The sequence below is a fragment of the Capnocytophaga leadbetteri genome (genome assembly GCF_003054025.1).
Classification (GTDB): domain Bacteria; phylum Bacteroidota; class Bacteroidia; order Flavobacteriales; family Flavobacteriaceae; genus Capnocytophaga; species Capnocytophaga leadbetteri.
In genome coordinates this window covers 90,707-108,485 of the sequence record NZ_QBKG01000006.1, presented here as the reverse complement: position 1 = coordinate 108,485, position 17,779 = coordinate 90,707, and the positions used below count along the sequence as shown (strand labels likewise).

Annotated in this window: 12 protein-coding genes; 11 read left to right on the top strand and 1 reads right to left on the bottom strand. The window is 40.7% G+C overall.

The features are described 5' to 3' along the window. The first annotated feature begins 5 nt into the window (after positions 1-5). The 4 genes from C8P65_RS06980 (at position 6) to C8P65_RS06965 (ending at position 6,812) form a co-directional block, all read left to right on the top strand. A complete protein-coding gene (locus tag C8P65_RS06980) occupies positions 6-2,021 on the top strand; it encodes a penicillin-binding protein (RefSeq protein WP_107782190.1) in 2,016 nt (671 codons plus the stop codon). A gap of 18 nt (positions 2,022-2,039) precedes the next feature. Further along, the gene (locus tag C8P65_RS06975; protein ID WP_107782189.1) at positions 2,040-3,503 is read left to right on the top strand and encodes a UDP-N-acetylmuramoyl-L-alanyl-D-glutamate--2,6-diaminopimelate ligase; all 1,464 of its coding nucleotides are present in this window, start codon (positions 2,040-2,042) and stop codon (positions 3,501-3,503) included. A 137-nt stretch (positions 3,504-3,640) separates the two neighbouring features. After that, complete coding sequence (locus tag C8P65_RS06970; protein WP_107782188.1) at positions 3,641-5,380, top strand: hypothetical protein; 1,740 nt, start codon at positions 3,641-3,643, stop codon at positions 5,378-5,380. A gap of 301 nt (positions 5,381-5,681) precedes the next feature. Then, a complete protein-coding gene (locus C8P65_RS06965; RefSeq protein ID WP_146162922.1) occupies positions 5,682-6,812 on the top strand; it encodes a hypothetical protein in 1,131 nt (376 codons plus the stop codon). Between the two features lie 72 nt (positions 6,813-6,884). On the opposite strand, the gene C8P65_RS06960 is transcribed toward C8P65_RS06965, so the two are convergent. Next, complete coding sequence (locus tag C8P65_RS06960; protein WP_107782186.1) at positions 6,885-7,778, bottom strand: helix-turn-helix transcriptional regulator; 894 nt, start codon at positions 7,776-7,778, stop codon at positions 6,885-6,887. Between the two features lie 402 nt (positions 7,779-8,180). Between C8P65_RS06960 and C8P65_RS06955 the strand changes: the two genes are divergently transcribed. The 7 genes from C8P65_RS06955 to C8P65_RS06925 all read left to right on the top strand — a co-directional run bounded on the left by C8P65_RS06955 (position 8,181) and on the right by C8P65_RS06925 (position 17,779). Next, positions 8,181-11,306, top strand: coding sequence for a SusC/RagA family TonB-linked outer membrane protein (locus C8P65_RS06955; RefSeq protein ID WP_107782185.1), 3,126 nt, complete (start codon positions 8,181-8,183; stop codon positions 11,304-11,306). 13 nt (positions 11,307-11,319) lie between these two features. After that, positions 11,320-12,786 carry a RagB/SusD family nutrient uptake outer membrane protein gene (locus C8P65_RS06950; protein WP_107782184.1) on the top strand — a complete coding sequence of 489 codons (1,467 nt, stop codon included), beginning with the start codon at positions 11,320-11,322 and terminating at the stop codon, positions 12,784-12,786. 140 nt (positions 12,787-12,926) lie between these two features. Further along, positions 12,927-14,081: an ABC transporter ATP-binding protein gene (locus tag C8P65_RS06945; RefSeq protein WP_107782183.1), complete on the top strand. Its 1,155-nt coding sequence runs from the start codon at positions 12,927-12,929 to the stop codon at positions 14,079-14,081. Between the two features lie 14 nt (positions 14,082-14,095). Then, a complete protein-coding gene (locus C8P65_RS06940; RefSeq protein WP_107782182.1) occupies positions 14,096-15,187 on the top strand; it encodes a hypothetical protein in 1,092 nt (363 codons plus the stop codon). Positions 15,188-15,202: 15 nt separating this feature from the next. Then, positions 15,203-16,171, top strand: coding sequence for a hypothetical protein (locus C8P65_RS06935; RefSeq protein WP_107782181.1), 969 nt, complete (start codon positions 15,203-15,205; stop codon positions 16,169-16,171). Between the two features lie 121 nt (positions 16,172-16,292). Next, positions 16,293-16,823: a ferritin gene (locus tag C8P65_RS06930; protein ID WP_009392737.1), complete on the top strand. Its 531-nt coding sequence runs from the start codon at positions 16,293-16,295 to the stop codon at positions 16,821-16,823. Continuing rightward, a complete protein-coding gene (locus tag C8P65_RS06925) occupies positions 16,823-17,779 on the top strand; it encodes an NAD-dependent epimerase/dehydratase family protein (protein WP_107782180.1) in 957 nt (318 codons plus the stop codon). Before C8P65_RS06930 ends, C8P65_RS06925 begins: the two co-directional genes overlap by 1 nt.

Genomic DNA, 17,779 nt, shown 5'->3' with positions numbered 1-17,779 from the left:
ATCAGATGGAAAAAAATGATAAAAAAATAACCTATCGCACCTATTTCATAGCGTTGGCTATGATACTAATGCTGATTGTTATTGCCGTTAAGTTAGTCACCATACAAATAGAAGGGGATACATATCGTGCTAAAGTAGACGAGAAAACGTTGCGCGAAGCAGAAATTACCCCTACACAAGGCAACTTGTACTCTGACGATGGCAGCCTTTTGGCTACCTCGGTAACGCGCTATGACATCAGGTGGGACTCAAAAGCTCCAAGCAAAAAGCTCTTCAAAGAAAATATAAAACCGCTGAGCGATTCGCTTTCCAAAATGTTTGGACGCTCAAGCAGCTACTATCAGAATATATTTACTAAAGAACGCGCTAATAATAATCGCTATATGTTGGTAGTCAGCAATATAGGCTATAGCGAATACACGCGTATTAGAAAGTTCCCAATGTTCTCAAAAGGAGCTAATTCAGGAGGCTTCATAGTAGAGAAAAAGGTTAAACGCGAGTATCCTTTAGGAGGGATTGCTCACCGAAGTATAGGCTATGCGCGTACCGATGAAACGGGCTTTACTACTCGTGTGGGGCTCGAGGGGGCTTATTCGGGCTACCTACTCGGCACTAAAGGGCGACGTATGGAGCAGAAAATAGCCAATAACCAATGGCGATTGGCGAGCGGTTTTAACATCATAGAACCCAAAGACGGCTATGATGTGGTTTCTACTATCAATATTAACATTCAGGATATAGCCCACCACGCCCTACTAACCCAGCTAAAGAAATACAAGGCACAGCACGGTTGTGTAATAGTAATGGAGGTGAATACAGGCGAGATAAAAGCTATTTCAAACCTTGAGCTTAACCCTAAAAACAATACTTATGCTGAGCGGTATAACTTTGCCATAGGCGAGGCACACGAGCCTGGTTCTATCTTCAAACTGATGACCGTAGTGGCAGCTATGGAAACTCGTAATATCGATACTACCTATGTAGTAGACATCAAAGACCGCAAGATGCAGTACTACGACAAGACTTTTGAAGACTCACAACACAAGTTCACAGGGCGTATTAGTATCAACAAGGCTTTTTCGGTATCATCTAACGTAGGGATGACCGAGTTGGTAGACCATCTTTATACCAAAAGCGAATCCGATTTTACTAATAAATTGTTGGATATGAACCTCAATCAGAAGTTAGATTTGCCTATAGCGGGCGAGGGACAGCCTTTTATACCTACCCCACGCGATAAGATATGGAGCGGGATAACGCTGAAATCAATGTCCATAGGCTATGCCGTGAAAATTACCCCTTTACAGAGTTTAACCTTCTACAACGCCATTGCTAATGGGGGCGTAATGGTAAAACCTCGATTGATAAAAGAAGTAAAAGAGTGGAATAAAACCATTGAGAAATTCAATGTAGAGATTATTAATGCAAAGGTGTGCAGCAAGCAAACAGCCGACCGTGCTAAAGGAATGTTAGCCGATGTGGTAAGGCGTTCGTATGGTAGTGCGCACAGACTCTATTCACCCGATTTTTCAATGGCAGGCAAGACCGGTACCGCTCGTAAAGATTACGCCCGAACCGATACCAAGCTGAGCTATATATCGTCTTTTGCTGGCTTTTTTCCGGTAGAAAATCCTAAATACTCTTGTATAGTAGTTATTCACGAACCAGACCGCAGTTTGGGTATCTATGGGGCAGATGTATCAGGCCCTGTATTTAAGAGTATCGCTCATAAGATATACACCAACTCTTTGCTGATAGACACAGTCGAAGATGTGGATAGAGTATCAGAAACCACCACTCATAACTACGAAGATTATTACGCCAAAGCCGCTAAGTATAAGACGGTTATGCCCGACCTCAAAGGGGTAAATGCTATGGATGCTATAGCCTTATTAGAGAATATGGGCTTGCGCGTCAGAGTATTAGGGCAAGGCAAAGTAGTAGAGCAATCAGTACTGAAAGGCACGCGTATAACACGAAATACTGTAGTAGTATTGCAGTGTGGTGAATTAGCAAATTGAACTAACAACTAATAACGAATGACTAATTTAACATCTTTATTAAACAACCTCACTATAAAAGCTTCTCTTTATGTAGAAGATAAACCTATTACTTCCGTTTGTTTTGACTCTCGCAAGGTAGAAAAAGGAAGTATGTTTGTTGCCATAGCAGGTACGCAATCCAACGGACACGAATATATAGACCAAGCTACACGCAGTGGAGCTACAGCAATAGTATGCGAGCAACTACCGCAACTGCTCTTTCCCGATGTTAGCTATATAGTAGTACCCAACAGCCATAGTGCTTTAGCCCTTATGGCAGCTAATTTCTATGGAAATCCATCTGAAAAGCTTACCCTAGTAGGCGTAACAGGCACTAATGGCAAGACTACCATTGCAACCTTGTTATACCAATTATTTAGAAAGGCGGGACAAAAGGTAGGCTTGCTCTCTACGGTGGCAGTGTATGTAGATGATCAGCGTTTCGAGGCTACCCATACTACCCCTGACCCTCTTCAGTTACATCATTATTTGCATTTAATGGTACAACAGGGGGTGAAATACTGCTTTATGGAGGTGAGTTCGCACGGTATCGACCAGCACCGTACTGAAGGATTACACTTTGCAGGGGGTATTTTCACTAACCTCACTCGCGACCACCTCGACTATCACAAAACTTTTGCAGCCTACCGCGATGTAAAGAAACGCTTCTTTGATGCGCTACCTTCTACCGCTTTTGCTTTGGTGAATATAGACGATAAGAATGGCGCTTTTATGTTGCAGAATACCAAGGCTCAAAAGAAAACATACGCCCTCAAAACACACGCCGACTATAAAGCGCATATTATAGAGAGTAGGTTTGACGGATTGCTATTGCGTATCAATCAGCACGAGGTTTGGACGAAGCTCATAGGCGAGTTCAATGCTTATAATCTTTTGGCAGTCTTTGGGGCAGCTACTCTTTTAGGGGTAGATGAGCTTGAGGCGCTCACTCTTATCAGTGCGATAGAGCCTGTCGCAGGGCGTTTTCAGTATGCCGTTTCAGCTACGGGCGTCATTACCATAGTCGATTATGCCCATACCCCCGATGCACTCGAAAACGTACTCAAAACGATTAACGATATACGCACCCACAACGAGACCCTCACTACTGTAGTGGGCTGTGGAGGAAATCGCGATAAAGGCAAGCGCCCTATAATGGCCGATATAGCCACAACCCTCAGCGATAATGTAATTCTTACATCTGATAATCCTCGTAATGAAGAGCCTGAAGCTATCTTATCAGAGATGGAACAAGGGGTACAAGCGCAGCACTTCCATAAAGTACAAACTATCACCGACCGTCGTCAGGCGATACAATCCGTTTGTAAGAACGCCCAAAAAGGAGACATTATCCTCATCGCAGGTAAGGGACACGAAACTTACCAAGAAATCAAAGGCGTGAGACACCATTTTGACGACTTTGAAATCGTCCGCGAATTTTTAGAATTATACAAGAAATAGAAGCGTAGAAAATATAATTTAAAAAATAGACTTTGCTAAGAGTTTTAGGGCTCTTAGCAAAGTTTTTTTGTACTGTATCACGAAATGATACACCTCCCCCTTTACCTTTGCCGCATCAAACTAAAAGTTTCTAACAAATGAATAAAGATACACTATCATTACAGTTGCCTATAGCGCTGCTCAGTAAGTCTAAAGTAACGATGCGTGCGCTTTTAGAGCGTGAAGTAGCGCAACAAGAGAGTTATATCAAAGAGACTCTCAAAGCTATTGAGATACCTTTTAAAGGTACACTACACCCGAAGATAGATAGAAAGGAAACTGTCTTTTCGATAAAAATGAAGCCCTATTTCAGTGATGAGGATTTTGAAAAAGTACAAAAAGCTTTTCCTAAAGGTTATGTGCAGCTCCATTCTAATTTTGTAGCTGAAGAGGTAACCTCTCGTTTTGTGTGGATAGCTATTCCTAACCAAACTACACATTTTGTATGTCTTAGTGAAATATTTGCTTCTAAGCACTTCAAACACTCTGCAATGTCTTTACCTATTGCCTTAGGAATGAATGATGAAGATCTTCATCTTATTGATTTGGCAACCGAAGCACATTTGGCTATTCAAGCTGATGATCCTACCTATCGGCGCAAATTACAACAGCTTGTATTGCTATCCTTGCTCTACAAACATACTCCTGAAACGCTTAAAATAGTGTGGATAGGAAAAGAAGACGATTGTTCCCCTGCGATGTTGCAAGTAATAGCACCTTATGCGTTCAGCACAGCTACTGATACTGAAGAAATTTTACAATCCTTAGTAGATGAAAACCAAAAACGCACTGAGAAGGCACTTACGTCACCTTATATAGTAGTCTTTATCAATGAGGCTGATACACTTTTTGAGAAACATTTTCTACTTTTGAATACTTTGAAAGATAGCCAAGCACAGGGTATTTTCCTTGTGGGTATTTCAGAGGTATTTGAGAGGAAAAGCATAACCGTAAAACAACTACTTGATTATCGTTTGCTGTTTAATAATTTGCTTTGGGTTCACGAAGAAGGAGCTGTAGGCTATGAGCGTACCTCACTTCTGTTACCCTTTTTTGAAGAAGAGGTTTTTGACAAGATCATACAATTTAGAGAAGGAAAAATAAAAGTACCACCAGAAGAGTTGCTTTCAGAGAGAGCTGAAACCCTACAAAAACAAATAGCACAGATGTTAGAAAATAGGAGTAATATTCTTTTAGAACGAAAGACTTTAAAAGACCTTAAAAAGTCTTTGCATACCCCCTTGGTAATGAGAACCCAGCTGTGTAGTACAGATGGAGCGATAGTCCTTCCACTAAATGTAATTAGGGGGTATTTTTCTCGGCTATTACAAACGAAACTATTTAATGAAATGCTTGGCAGAGTTATGGATAATATTACCTATTTTGCAGGAGAAACACCTAAGAAGTTAGGTAGTATAACTCATTTTGAAATACTTAAAGAAAGCAAACAGATACTTATTGATGGTGAACCCTTACACACTCACTCTATAGGAGATAGTTTAGCGCCTTTTATTGTAGAAGATGACTATGATATACTCAACCCAATAGCTGTTACTCCTGAGAAAGTGGTATGCCCATTGTTAGACACTTTACCTAATGCTACTTATCCACAGTTGAGCCTTATTGTAAAGAAGTTACGAGAAGTTGAGCCAATACCTTCTAATTTAGAAGAGAAAGCACTGTTAGTACACAAGCTTTTTAACAATTCAATTTTCACTTGTCAGCTTTCACCTATAGCATTGCTATCCGAAATAGAAATACTACTGTTAGGTATTGATTTTGAAGTAATTAATAAGAAGTTTATCAAAATTCGCCAACAGCCAGCACTAAATAGTTAGAAGAGAGTTTTTAAACTCTTAATAACATAGTTATATAAATATTTAACAAAAAAAATTGTATGAATGCTGAAAAAGTTATACTTTTGAGGCGTTAAATTAGTAACCATATAAAAAAAATGAGAAATCTAGAAAAAGAACAAGAGTTCAAACAGTGGCTAAAAGAAAATCCTTATGATGATAGAACGATAGACAGCCGCATTACAATTGCAAAAAGGTAAATGAAAAGTACGACTTGTACGAGTATTTTACTAAGGGGAATACCCAAGAAATTTATAGGCTTTTTACCTATACTACTAAGGATATGGATAATGGGTTAAAACCATTACATAACATACCTATCAATGGAAATCCTTACACAGGTACTCATACCTATAAATATGCTATAAAACTCTATTTTGCTTTTTTGGCTGAAGAGTTTAAAGAGAAAGAAACATTTGGTAACATTTTTATGGAAGAAGCTTTTAAAGCCTACTTACCTAAAAATGGAGTGGAAAAAAGTGTTAGTAATTATCTAAACTACATAAAAAATGTAGACCGTTTATTCGAATATAAACTATTCCCTATTATTAAGGAAATCTATGAATCTCAAAACTTTGAGGCTCTTAATAGATTGAGAGAACAAGGAGATGATTATTTAGCCGAAACTTTTAAAGGATTAAAAAACTTGAAGGATTATAGGTCTGGCTTTAAAAAGTATCTCTATTTTATAGAGGATAGTATAGCTGATGTTGCAGAAGCTGCACCTGATACTATTGATAAAATAGTCAATGACCTTGTTGATGAAGAAATTGATGAGGTTACTACTGAAATAAAAGACAGTTACAGTCACGAAGATATTCGCAAAAACTTCTTTTTTAGATTGATTAGTCAGAATCGTTTTAACCAGAAGAGTGATTTTTACTTCCCTATTCGTTTTATCCAACAGTATTTTTATAAAACCAACGATAAAGAATATTTTAATAATATTATCAATAAGCAAATTGATGGTATTCGCTTCTTTTATGACAAAAATTCAGATGAGTTTAAGCATTTAAAAGAACTTAAAATTTCTGAAGATGGCAAGTTACTCATCAATGATAAAGTAGTTTTTTCAGAAGATTTTAAAAACAATAGTACTTATGTACCTTTTGAAGTTACAAAACTTTCTGATATAGCTATTGATCATATAAAGCCTATGGATACTATTCTTAGCGAGCTAAAGAAAGCTGATTACTGTGAGTTAGAGAAAATTACTGCAGCTTTAAATAAAGGACTACATAGTAGAACTTATACAAAATTAGCAGCAAGAGGCACTAAACTTTCTAACAGTGACTTTATTAATAGTATTGACAAAGGTGAACTTAAGAGAGAGTTTGAAGATATTGTAAATAGAATGCAGTTGCAGTTAATGCACAAAAAGCATAATAGCGACAAACGCAATAAGGTTAAGTAGTGAATATGCCACAATCAAAAAAGAGTGCCAGAAATTACTCTGGCACTCTTTTTTGATTTATAAATCAGCAAATTAATGCACTTCCAAATTTCTCTTTACAGCTTCTTGCCAATACTCTACAAACCTTTCACGCAAAGAGGTGGGTTCTAATATAGTAAGCGACCAACTGCGTTTCATCAATTCCATAATAAAGTCAAGAGTGGGCTTTACATAGAGTTCAAAGGTAATATGCGTTGCGGTTTCAGCTATAACCCGCTGCGAATGGTGAATAGGCGAGGCTTTAAGGTAGTTGCCATCGCGGTGGTCAAACTGTAGTACTACCTTTTCGGCTTTGGCATCGGTGAACATACCAAAAGCATTGTAATATGGGCTATAGAAGTCTAATTCCTTATTGGGTCGGAAAGTAGCTCCAATTTCTAACGAACGCACGCGCTCTAAGGCAAAGGCTTTAAAAGGCACACTGCTGTCTTGTTTATCAACTGCCAGTACATACCACTTATAGTCTTTATGTTTTAGTTTGTAAGGTTGTAGCGTATAGGCTTTGGTTTGCTCATCGCGGTAGTCGTAGTAAGTGATGTGCAGTTCCTTATGGGCTTCTATAGCCTCTATACAGTCAGCAATATGGTTTGTACCCGTATGCTGACGACTTTCGGCAATCACACATTCAGGTAGTTTACCGTCTTGGTTTTGTACGGTAAACAAGATGTAAGCTGCCAATAGGTCATCTACTATCAGCTGATTTTCATCTTCGTATAACGCATAAGTTTCATCCTCATATCTCAAATCATAGTGCCATTCATCGCGTATTGTCTCTTTGTCGCGCTCAAACAATTGTCGGTTATACCCTTTTTCACCTAAATAACTATCCATTTCTTTGTGGATTTGTTGGTAGTTAGGGTAGATTCCTTTTCTATTACAATCGCGTATAAATCGCAATAGGTGTATGATACGTAGTAATTTATCCATTTTTTTGTTTTTTGGTTTATGGGGCAAATGTACTAAATAATTATTAATTTGACAATTATTGTTTCTCCCAGCCTTCCCAGCCTTCCCAACCCTCCCATACACAAACCTTGAGCGAACGATCAGCGAAGGATGAGCGAAGGATGAGCGAAGGATGAGCGAACAACCACCAACTTTTCTCTCTTCTTCCTCTTTGTTAAAATTTTGCATTTTTTGCAGCAGAAAGCCTCTAAAACTGATAATCTTTCAATAAAAGACCTTTTGGTTGCTTCTCTTTTGCGTTTCTTGCAAAATACTGAATATTACAAAATAACGCTAAATTGTTAAGGTTTGTTAAATTTTAGCTTTTTTCTTGGTAGTTACGAAAGATAATGATACTTTTGGCGCATTAAAACGTATAAATGTATGGATAACACACACAAAATCGCTTTGTTTATTTTCTGTTGGCTTTTCCCCTTTTGGCTGATAGCTCAGGAAGTAACTATCAAAGGTACTGTAAAAGATGAAGACGGACTCGAGCTGCCAGGGGCGGCTATCGTCATCAAAGGTACTGCTAAGGGTATGGCTACCGATTGGAATGGTAACTTCGAGATGAAAGCTCATCAGGGTGATATCTTGGTCTTTTCGACTATCGGCTATGCTCCTAAAGAGGTAAAGGTGGGCAAGGAGCGCACGCTGCATATCGTTCTCTCTGCTGATGTGCAACAGCTCGAAGGTACTGAGGTAGTAGCGGTAGCCTATGGCACTACCGACAAAAAATCGTTTACGGGCTCTATGGCTACTATCAAGGCCGACGCTATTCAGGCCAAACAGACTACCGATGTGGCCAAAACCTTAGAAGGGGCTGTCGCAGGGGTGCAAATCTCTACTTCATCAGGGCAACCTGGTAGTAGTTCAGCTATCCGCATTAGGGGTATTGGCTCTATCAACGCTTCAAGTGCTCCGCTTATTATCTTAGATGGAGTGCCTTTTGAGGGGACACTCAACGCTATCAACAACAGCGATATAGAGAGTGTGAACGTGCTAAAAGACGCTTCGTCTTCCGCACTCTACGGCGCACGTGGTGCTAATGGGGTAGTGCTTATCACTACCAAAAGTGGTTCTAAAGGGCGCCTATCTATCTCGGTAGATAGTAAGTTGGGCTTCAACTACCGCGGTATCCCTGAGTATGATATTATCAGCAGCCCTGGCGAATACTACGAAACGCTTTGGGCGGCGCTTTACAACCAGAATTTGTACGCTCAAAGACAAGCTGATGCCTTGGCGCGCAGCAATGCCAGCCAATCGCTTATCAATAATGTGGGGGCAGGCTATAATATCTATAACGTAGCTGATAATGAGGTGGTATTGCCTACCGGTAAACTTAACCCTGCCGCTACTATCAAATATTCTGATGCGGCTACTTTCAACCAATGGGAAAAGGCTCTTTTCAATACCCGTGTGCGCAAAGAGCATAACCTGAGTATGACCAAAGGCACAGAGCACAATAGCTTCTATTTCTCTTTTGGCTATTTGGGCGATGAGGGCTATAATATGAATAGTTATTTTAACCGCTATTCTACTCGTTTTGCTTACAAGGGTGACATTACTTCTTGGCTAAAGGCCAATGCTTCTTCAATGATTACTTACACCGAAAAACAAGGCAGTACTGAGGATAGCGGCTATGATAACCCTTTTGCGTGGACGCGTACCATAGCGCCTATTTATCCTATCTACGAGCACGATGCCAATGGCAACCGCTTAAATACTTACGACTATGGGGCTACCCGGAAGTTTAATGATAATACCAACCCTGTGGCTACACAACGCGAAAATCTAAACTACAGTCGCGATTATTATTTCAATCAGGCGCTTTCGTTAGAGGCACAACTACATAAGAATCTCACTTTTTCAGTAAATGGCAATTTCTATGCTAACTTCTATGATGTGAATTACTTCACCACTCCCTTAGGTGGTGCAGGTAAGAACTATGGGGGGGCATCAAGTAAGTATAAATCTGATAATATAGTGCTGACCTTCAACCAGCTGTTGCGTTATAGCAAAAATTGGGATAATTATGGTATAGAAACTCTTTTTGGGCACGAAAGCTATCAGAAGCATTTTGGCACTATAGAAGGTAGTAAGAAGAACTTTGTAGACCCTCGCAATAGCGAGTTCAATAACGCTGCGGTGCTCAGTTCGCTCACCTCATACACTCGTCGTTACTTTGTAGAAGGCTACTTCGGTCAGCTAAATGCTAACTATAACCAGAAATATTACCTATCGGCTAGTTTGCGCCGTGATGGCTCGTCAGTATTTGCACCCGAAAATCGTTGGGGTACTTTCTGGTCGGTGGGAGCCTCGTGGTTGCTAAGCGAAGAGAAGTTATTAGAAAAAGTAGATTTTGTAGATTTAGTGAAGCTCAAATTAAGCTATGGAGTGCAGGGGAATGACGAGCTTTATTTACCTGGCGGAGGGCGCTCATACGTGCCTTATATGACGCTCTACAGTGTGAGTACTAATGGCAATACCCCAGGGCTTGTAGCCAGCTATAAAGGCAATCGCAATATCACTTGGGAAGAGAGTGGCAACCTTAATGCAGGTATAGAATTGGCTTTCTTCAGAAACCGACTTACTTTAGAGGCCGATTACTTCGTGAAGAAAACCAACGACCTGCTGTTTAATATGCCACTACCTGCTTCTACCGGTTTTACTTCCGAGCCGCGCAACGTAGCTGATATGCTAAACAAAGGGGTAGAGTTTTCGTTAGCGGTAACCCCTGTACGTACCGATAAAGTGCAGTGGACGGTATCAGTAAACGGCTTGCACTATAAGAATGAAATAACTCGCCTACCTGAGGAATTGCGCGAAAAAGGATTGACACGTGGCTATCAAACACTGAAGGAAGGCGGTAGCATCTACGACTTCTATATGGTGAAATGGGGAGGCGTAAATCCTACCAATGGCGATGCGCAGTTCTATATCAAAAATGCTACTACGGGTGAGTACGAGCTAAAAGGCAGTGAAAACTATAGCAGCGACAGCAAGCAGTATGTAGGCTCCTCTATACCCGACCTACAAGGAGGTTTTGGCACTACCCTTAGCGCTTATAATTTCGACCTTGCCGTACAGTTTTCTTACCAGTTAGGGGGTAAATTCTACGACTATCAATACGCCGGACTGATGCACTCAGGCGACTTGGGTAGAACTTGGCACGCTGACATTCGCAACCGTTGGACGCCCGATAATACTACCTCAGATATTCCCCGCCTTGAGTTTGCTAACCAGAAGTTGCTCAGCCTTTCTGACCGCTTTATGATATCGTCAGACTATCTATCGCTGCGCAACATAAGTGTGGGCTATACTTTCACGCGCCAAATGGTAGAAAAATTAGGGCTTACTAAGTTGCGCTACTACCTCACGGCTGATAATGTGTATTTGTGGAGCTACCGCAAGGGCTTAGACCCTCGTACCAGCTTGTCGGGCAGTAATACGGCTGCCGTATATAGCCCTATTCGTACCGTTTCAATGGGATTAACACTCACTTTTTAAAATTGCAAAAGCTATGAAAAAATATATACTTTCCACCGCTTTTTTATCACTACTTATTACCGCTTGTTCTAAGAGTGATTTCGACCCTAAGGTAGATGAATACCTCACCGACCAGCGCAAAGAGGAGCTCAAAGCCGATGTGAATACTAAAGCCAGCTTGCTACAAGTAGAGCTCAACGGTATTTACAATAACAATGTAGCCGAACAAGATAGTTATGAAGATTCATTCGGACTCAAATCTATCCATCTATCGTCAGACCTTACAGGGCAGGATATGGTGCAGGCTTCGTATCACTGGTATAGTTTCGACTATTATTTTGATATGCGCAATGCTAATTATTCCCGCACCAGCTTTATGTGGAATTTCCTCTACCGACAAATCAGTGCTATCAACACCATTTTAGCCGATTATTTTGCTGAAGTCCCTACCGAGCAAGTGCTTTACCAGAAATATGCTGAGCTGAAGTCGTTAAGGGCTCTTTATTACTACTATTTGGTGAATTTGTATCAGCAATCTTATAAGGGCAACGAAACAAAATTAGGGGTGCCGTTAATGCTGAAGCCTACTGATGCCAAGTTAGCACGAGCTACAGTGGCAGAGGTATATGCCCAAATGATAGAAGATTTATCGGTAGTAGATGATGCTCGCTTCACCATCACCGAAAGCAAAGAAGATGTCGATAAAGCGGTAGCAGCTGCTTATTTGGCTAAAGTGTATGCGCATAAAGAAGAGTGGGCAAAGGTAGCCCAATATGCCCAAATAGTGCTTAATGCAGGTGCTTTCAACTATACTTCTATGGCTGAAGTGCAAGGGGCTAAGTGGGATATTAGCAACACCTCTTGGCTCTGGGGCTACGACATCACCCAGCAAACTACCACCTCTTGGGGCTCTTTCTACTCACATATCGACAATACCATAACACAAGGGTATGCAGGGGGTGCTGGGGCTTATAAGAATATGTATAGCAACCTCTACGCTAAAATAGCCGATACCGATGTGCGCAAGAAGTTGTACATCAATAGTACGCTTTTTCCTGCAATAGCTGACCGCTATAATTTGCCTGATTATGCTAATGTAAAGTACGCTACCGACCAGCGTTTCTTAAGCGATTACTGCTTCATACGCATCGAAGATCCTTTCTTTTTGTACGTAGAGGCTTTGGTAGAGCAAAACGATTTGACTACTGCCAAAACTACCCTCGAAGATTTTATGCAGAACTATCGCGACCCCTCTTATACACTCACCGCAACTACCCAAGCGGCTATGCGCGAAGAAGTGCGCACGCAACGCCGTATAGAGCTTTGGGGCGAAGGTACTGCTTTCTTCGATTTCAAACGTTGGCATTTAGGGGTAGACCGCTCTGAGGCGGGTAGCAATCATACGTTTAACGTAGTAGTACCTGCGGGCGATAAACGTTGGGTATACCAAATACCACAGGCTGAAATAGAATCGAACGCTAAAATGGTACAAAACGAGTAAAAGACAACCTACAACAGACTAAACAAGAACCTAAATAGACGGAGTTGCCCGAAGGAGTATTTTCTTCGGGTAACTTTTTTGTGTTTAGTCTTTCGTATTTCGTCTTTATTTAGTATCTTTGTCGCCATAAATGTTTTGTTATGAATAAACACCAGCTACGTGTGCAAGAAACACTGCAATATTTTACACAGAAAGATATAGGTTTGGCTTTCAGAAAATTGTTAGATTGTGCTGCCGATACGCAGCAGATGTCTATTTATGAGAAAGCCATCGCACTAACTGATTGGAAAGAAAAACACCCTGCTGAGGTAGAAACTCTTATCGAAAAAACTACAGTGCTACTCAGAGAGATAGCCGATTGCAAGGTAACGGAACTCCCTACAGAAACGGCTGTATTAGTAGCTGAAGAGGTGCGCAAGCACTATGCTTTAGGGCGCTTTCAGTTAGGGCCTATCTCGCTTTCTATCAAAAAAGGACAAGTATATGGTTTGGTAGGCGAGAACGGCAATGGTAAAACTACCCTATTGCGCATTTTAGCACGCGATCTGTCATACGATTCGGGAGTAGTGAAATACTACTTTACCGAGCGACCTAAGAACGACTATGACCTGCGTACTAAGCTTATCTACATACCCCAGCGCACCGAAAAGTGGTATGGCAGCCTGAAAGACAATCTGAAATTTACCCTTTCAAGCTATGGTATTCCGGCTGAAGAAAACGAGCTGCGCACCCTGCTTATGATTGCCCGCTTAGGGCTTTGGCAGTACCAACACTTAGACTGGAATGCCCTTTCGTCAGGTTATAAAATGCGCTTTGAGTTAGCGCGTACCCTTTTGCGCCAGCCCGAAATTCTCCTACTCGATGAGCCTTTGGGCAACTTAGACGTATTGGCACAACAGGTTATCTTAGAAGACCTGAAGATGATAGCTAACTCGGTAAATCACCCTATTGCCCTTATCCTTAGTTCGCAGCAACTTTTTGAGGTAGAGAAAATTTCAGATAAGGTAATATTCTTGCGCAACGGTCAGTATACAGATAATGCCGAGGCAACTACTACAGAAGAGGCTATGCCGCTGATAGTAGAGATAGATACTACTAACACCCGCGAAGAATTGATGGCAGTATTCAAAGCATTTGCGCTTGAGAAACTCAACTATAACGGAGGCGTATATGTAGCGTATTTCCGTCCTAATACCGAGTATTCGGCTGTATTAGAGGCTTTGGGTAAGGCAAAGATAGACCTGACCTACATTCGCAATATATCGGCTTCTACACGTAGGTTTTTTGTAAGTTAAATATGAGGGGAGTTATGAATAAGTATTTGTTAGAGCGTTATCCTACTATTTGGAATACGCACATCGTGTGGGTACTGCCCTTAGCACTCTTGGCGCAGGTGTTGTTTTTTATAGGCGGTTTTTGTCTTATAAATGACGATATGCTCAAAGATAACTACTACAGTATCTACAGCAGCTACGAGGGGATACCCTTAATACTAAATCTAATTGTCAGTGTGCTGCTGTTAGTAGGTTGGCTTATCTATCTGTTCCGAAATAATGCCTTGCAGCATTTTTATCCGTTAAAGGCACGACAACTCTTTGGGCAGTTCGTATGTTTTTTTCTGACTATACTGCTATCAATTTCGTTGGCAGTACCGTTTTTTGCAGGTCAGAAAGCAAAGGCACACTGGCGGTATACCGATAGCTATATAGACGAAGTGCTACAGTACTATCCAGAGGATTACCAGATGTACGACTATACCGACTATTATCCGCAAGAGCAGGTAGAAGAGTATTACATAGCCCAAAATGCCCAACGGCTTAAAGAAAGAGATTTTAAATATTGTGTATATGAGCCATTACAAGTGTTTGTAATATTGTCGTTTTTTATGGCGATGGTGCTTTTCTGCATACGTGCTACGGGGCTCCGCACTTTTTTGTTTTCGGTAGTCTTTTCGGGTGTACTGAGTCTGTTAGTCACGATGCTGGCAATACTCTTTATTCCGCTAACCGAGTTTACCTCTTATTACGATGAAGAATGCGCAATGGGGCTCTTTCTGCTTACCTATGTAGTTGTGTTAGTGCTTTCACTCAAGCTGCAGGGCAAGATACGCAAGCTCTTCAGTGGGGTGCTGTTAAATGTGTCAATAACATTTTTCGGCTTAGCATTTTTCTTTTTAGGGTATCTATTGATAAAACTTATCTATCATTGTCTCTATTTAGCTAATACATCGGAAAACTACTACGATTATGAGGCACTCAATGCATTATCAGATTGCATGGATTTTTTTGCTGGCTCTTATTTTGGGTACTACCTGATGCAAGGGATATTTGTGTTGGTGGTAATGGCTTTTACCGCCCTATACACTAAGGCAGTGCTGCGTTGGAAGGCATTGCCTGAATAACAAATTATTAAGCAAATGAAGAAAATAGAACAATATTTATTAGAGCGTTATCCTTCTCTGTGGAATACCAAAATAGTGTGGCTATTGGGCATAGCCTTCTGTGCGCACTTGTTTTTCTTTCTGTTTGGCTTCTTTTCGGTAAATGAAGAAGACTTTAGTACAAAATATTTTGGTACAATAGAAAAATTCTTTCCGATAGCCTTTTTGCTCAATTTTGTCATTTCTACTTTGCTGTTGGTAGGCTGGTTAGTGCAGATGAGCAAAAACAACGCCTTTAAGCATTTTTACCCCAGTAATGCGCTCAAACTCTTCGGGCAGTTCGTACAGTATTTTCTGATAGTTTTTGCCTCTATTACGTTTTTTATATCGTTTGTGATGGGCGAAGATGTACGTTTTAGGTGTCATTACTCGTCTTCGTATGTAGCGTCACTTAAGCTACAATACCCTACAATAGAAAACAAAATGGACTATGATGACCCTCAGCTACAAGAGGCGTATTACGTTATTACAAATGCTGAAAATAAAATAGGAGTAGTAAAGATATTAGGCTATCTTGATATTTTTATGATGATAGCCCTCTTCTTTTCGCTGATAGTATTTTGTGTGAGGGTCACTAATGTGCGTTCATTTCTTTTTGGTATTGTCTTTTCGCACGTGCTGGCACTGCTTTTGGCTATCCTGTCAATAATAACAGTCTTTGCTTTAGGTGGCGATTCGGTAGCGTGGTTGTACATACTAACCGCTTATCTGATGATATTTGCCTCAGTATACCTATTAGGGCATATCAGCAAGCTGCATTCGGCTATCCTCATCAACTTTTCGCTTATTGTATTTGTACCCGCTTGCTACAGCACCCTATTGCTTATAGAGGGTCGACTGTTGCCAAGTGGTTTGCCTACTAATTATGTAGTATTAGCAGCTACTTTCGTGTTTATATATTTCTATTCTAGGGTACTGCACCAGTGGAAGGCAGGAGCGGAATAATGATAAATGGTAAAAAATAGATTTAATTAAAATTTGGTATATAAATATCTTTTTTAGTTGCTAATTGGCGAAAAATTAGTACCTTTGCCGCACTAAAAAAACTTAATAATAATTATAACATATGTCAAAAACAAAGTACACCAGAACGCAAACTAGTTTGCACCCTGAAATTATCGACCTTCTTAACGAACAAGTAAGTAAAGAAGCAGAAGCAAGTTCGCTTTATTTAGCAATGGCTTCTTGGACAGAATACAATGGTTACTCACGCAGTGCTGAGTTTTTCTATAACCACGCTGTAGAAGAGAGAGACCATATGATGAAAATCTTCCGTTTCCTTAACGAAAACGGTGCTCGTGCTTTCGCTCCTAAAGTAGGAGAAGTACAACAAGAATTCGGTTCACTAAAAGAAGTATACGAAAAAACTTTAGAGCACGAAATAAAAGTAACTCAGTCTATTTTTGCTATTTTCAAGAAAGCGCGTCAGTCAGACGACTATGCTTCAGAAAACTTCTTGCAATGGTTTGTACAAGAGCAATTAGAAGAAGAACGCTTAGTACACTCTATCTTAGACCTATTTGAGTTTTACAATGATAACGACTCGCCTATCGCGCTCAAACTTATCGATGAACGTATACCATTAGAACAAGAATAATGATTTTAGTAACTGGCGGAACGGGGCAAATAGGCAGCCGCTTGCTTTTGAATCTTACCAAAAATAAGGCGTATAAAGTAAGGGCTATCTACCGCAATACCCAATCGCTTGAGAAAATCAGACAATTATTTGTAAAACACAGCGATAGTGGCACCGCTCAGTTTGACACTATCGAATGGATACAAGCAGACTTAAGTAACATCCCCGCACTTGAAAAAGCGTTCGAGGGTGTTACTTTCGTTTTTCATTGTGCTGGTTTAATCTCATTTCAGCCCCAAGATTTTGATAAGCTTATAGAGGTGAACGTACAGGGCACTGCCAATATAGTAAATCTAAGTATCGACTTTGGGGTGAAAAAACTCTGTTATGTAAGTTCAGTAGCGACTCTTTCAACCCTGCCTCATACTCCTATAGACGAGGAAAACGATTGGAATAATGAAGATAACAATACCGATTACGCTATCAGTAAACACGGAGCAGAGATGGAGGTATGGCGCGGTTCGCAAGAAGGCTTGCCGGTAGTAATAGTAAACCCTTCAGTAGTGTTGGGGGGCAATTTTGCTGACAGAGGCTCAGGCTTGTTGTACAAAAAAGTAGCCGACGGGTTGCGCTATTATCCGGCTGGTGCTACAGGTTTTGTAGGGGTAGATGATGTAGTGCGCGCTATGGTGCAGCTACAATTCTCTGAGGTAGAGGGCGAGCGCTTTGTGCTAAATGCTGAAAATCTGACTTATAAAGCTGTTTTAGAGCGTATTGCTAAACAATTAGGGGTAAAAGCTCCTACTAAGCGAGTGTCGCATCAGATGTTGCGCTTCTTGGCACGCCTCGATGGGGTATTGAGCTTTTTACACCTTAAGAAGCGTACCCTTACTCTTGCCTCTGCCGATGCGCTGGGCACGGTAACTACTTATAATGGCGAGAAGATAAAGAAGTATATCGATTTTAACTACGAATAA

Excerpts from the sequence above, each read along its gene's own strand:
- C8P65_RS06980 (WP_107782190.1), top strand. The coding sequence starts at position 6 with ATGGAAAAAAATGATAAAAAAATAACCTATCGCACCTATTTCATAGCG.
- C8P65_RS06975 (WP_107782189.1), top strand. The coding sequence starts at position 2,040 with ATGACTAATTTAACATCTTTATTAAACAACCTCACTATAAAAGCTTCT.
- C8P65_RS06970 (WP_107782188.1), top strand. The coding sequence starts at position 3,641 with ATGAATAAAGATACACTATCATTACAGTTGCCTATAGCGCTGCTCAGT.
- C8P65_RS06965 (WP_146162922.1), top strand. The coding sequence starts at position 5,682 with ATGGATAATGGGTTAAAACCATTACATAACATACCTATCAATGGAAAT.
- C8P65_RS06960 (WP_107782186.1), bottom strand. The coding sequence starts at position 7,778 with ATGGATAAATTACTACGTATCATACACCTATTGCGATTTATACGCGAT.
- C8P65_RS06955 (WP_107782185.1), top strand. The coding sequence starts at position 8,181 with ATGGATAACACACACAAAATCGCTTTGTTTATTTTCTGTTGGCTTTTC.
- C8P65_RS06950 (WP_107782184.1), top strand. The coding sequence starts at position 11,320 with ATGAAAAAATATATACTTTCCACCGCTTTTTTATCACTACTTATTACC.
- C8P65_RS06945 (WP_107782183.1), top strand. The coding sequence starts at position 12,927 with ATGAATAAACACCAGCTACGTGTGCAAGAAACACTGCAATATTTTACA.
- C8P65_RS06940 (WP_107782182.1), top strand. The coding sequence starts at position 14,096 with ATGAATAAGTATTTGTTAGAGCGTTATCCTACTATTTGGAATACGCAC.
- C8P65_RS06935 (WP_107782181.1), top strand. The coding sequence starts at position 15,203 with ATGAAGAAAATAGAACAATATTTATTAGAGCGTTATCCTTCTCTGTGG.
- C8P65_RS06930 (WP_009392737.1), top strand. The coding sequence starts at position 16,293 with ATGTCAAAAACAAAGTACACCAGAACGCAAACTAGTTTGCACCCTGAA.
- C8P65_RS06925 (WP_107782180.1), top strand. The coding sequence starts at position 16,823 with ATGATTTTAGTAACTGGCGGAACGGGGCAAATAGGCAGCCGCTTGCTT.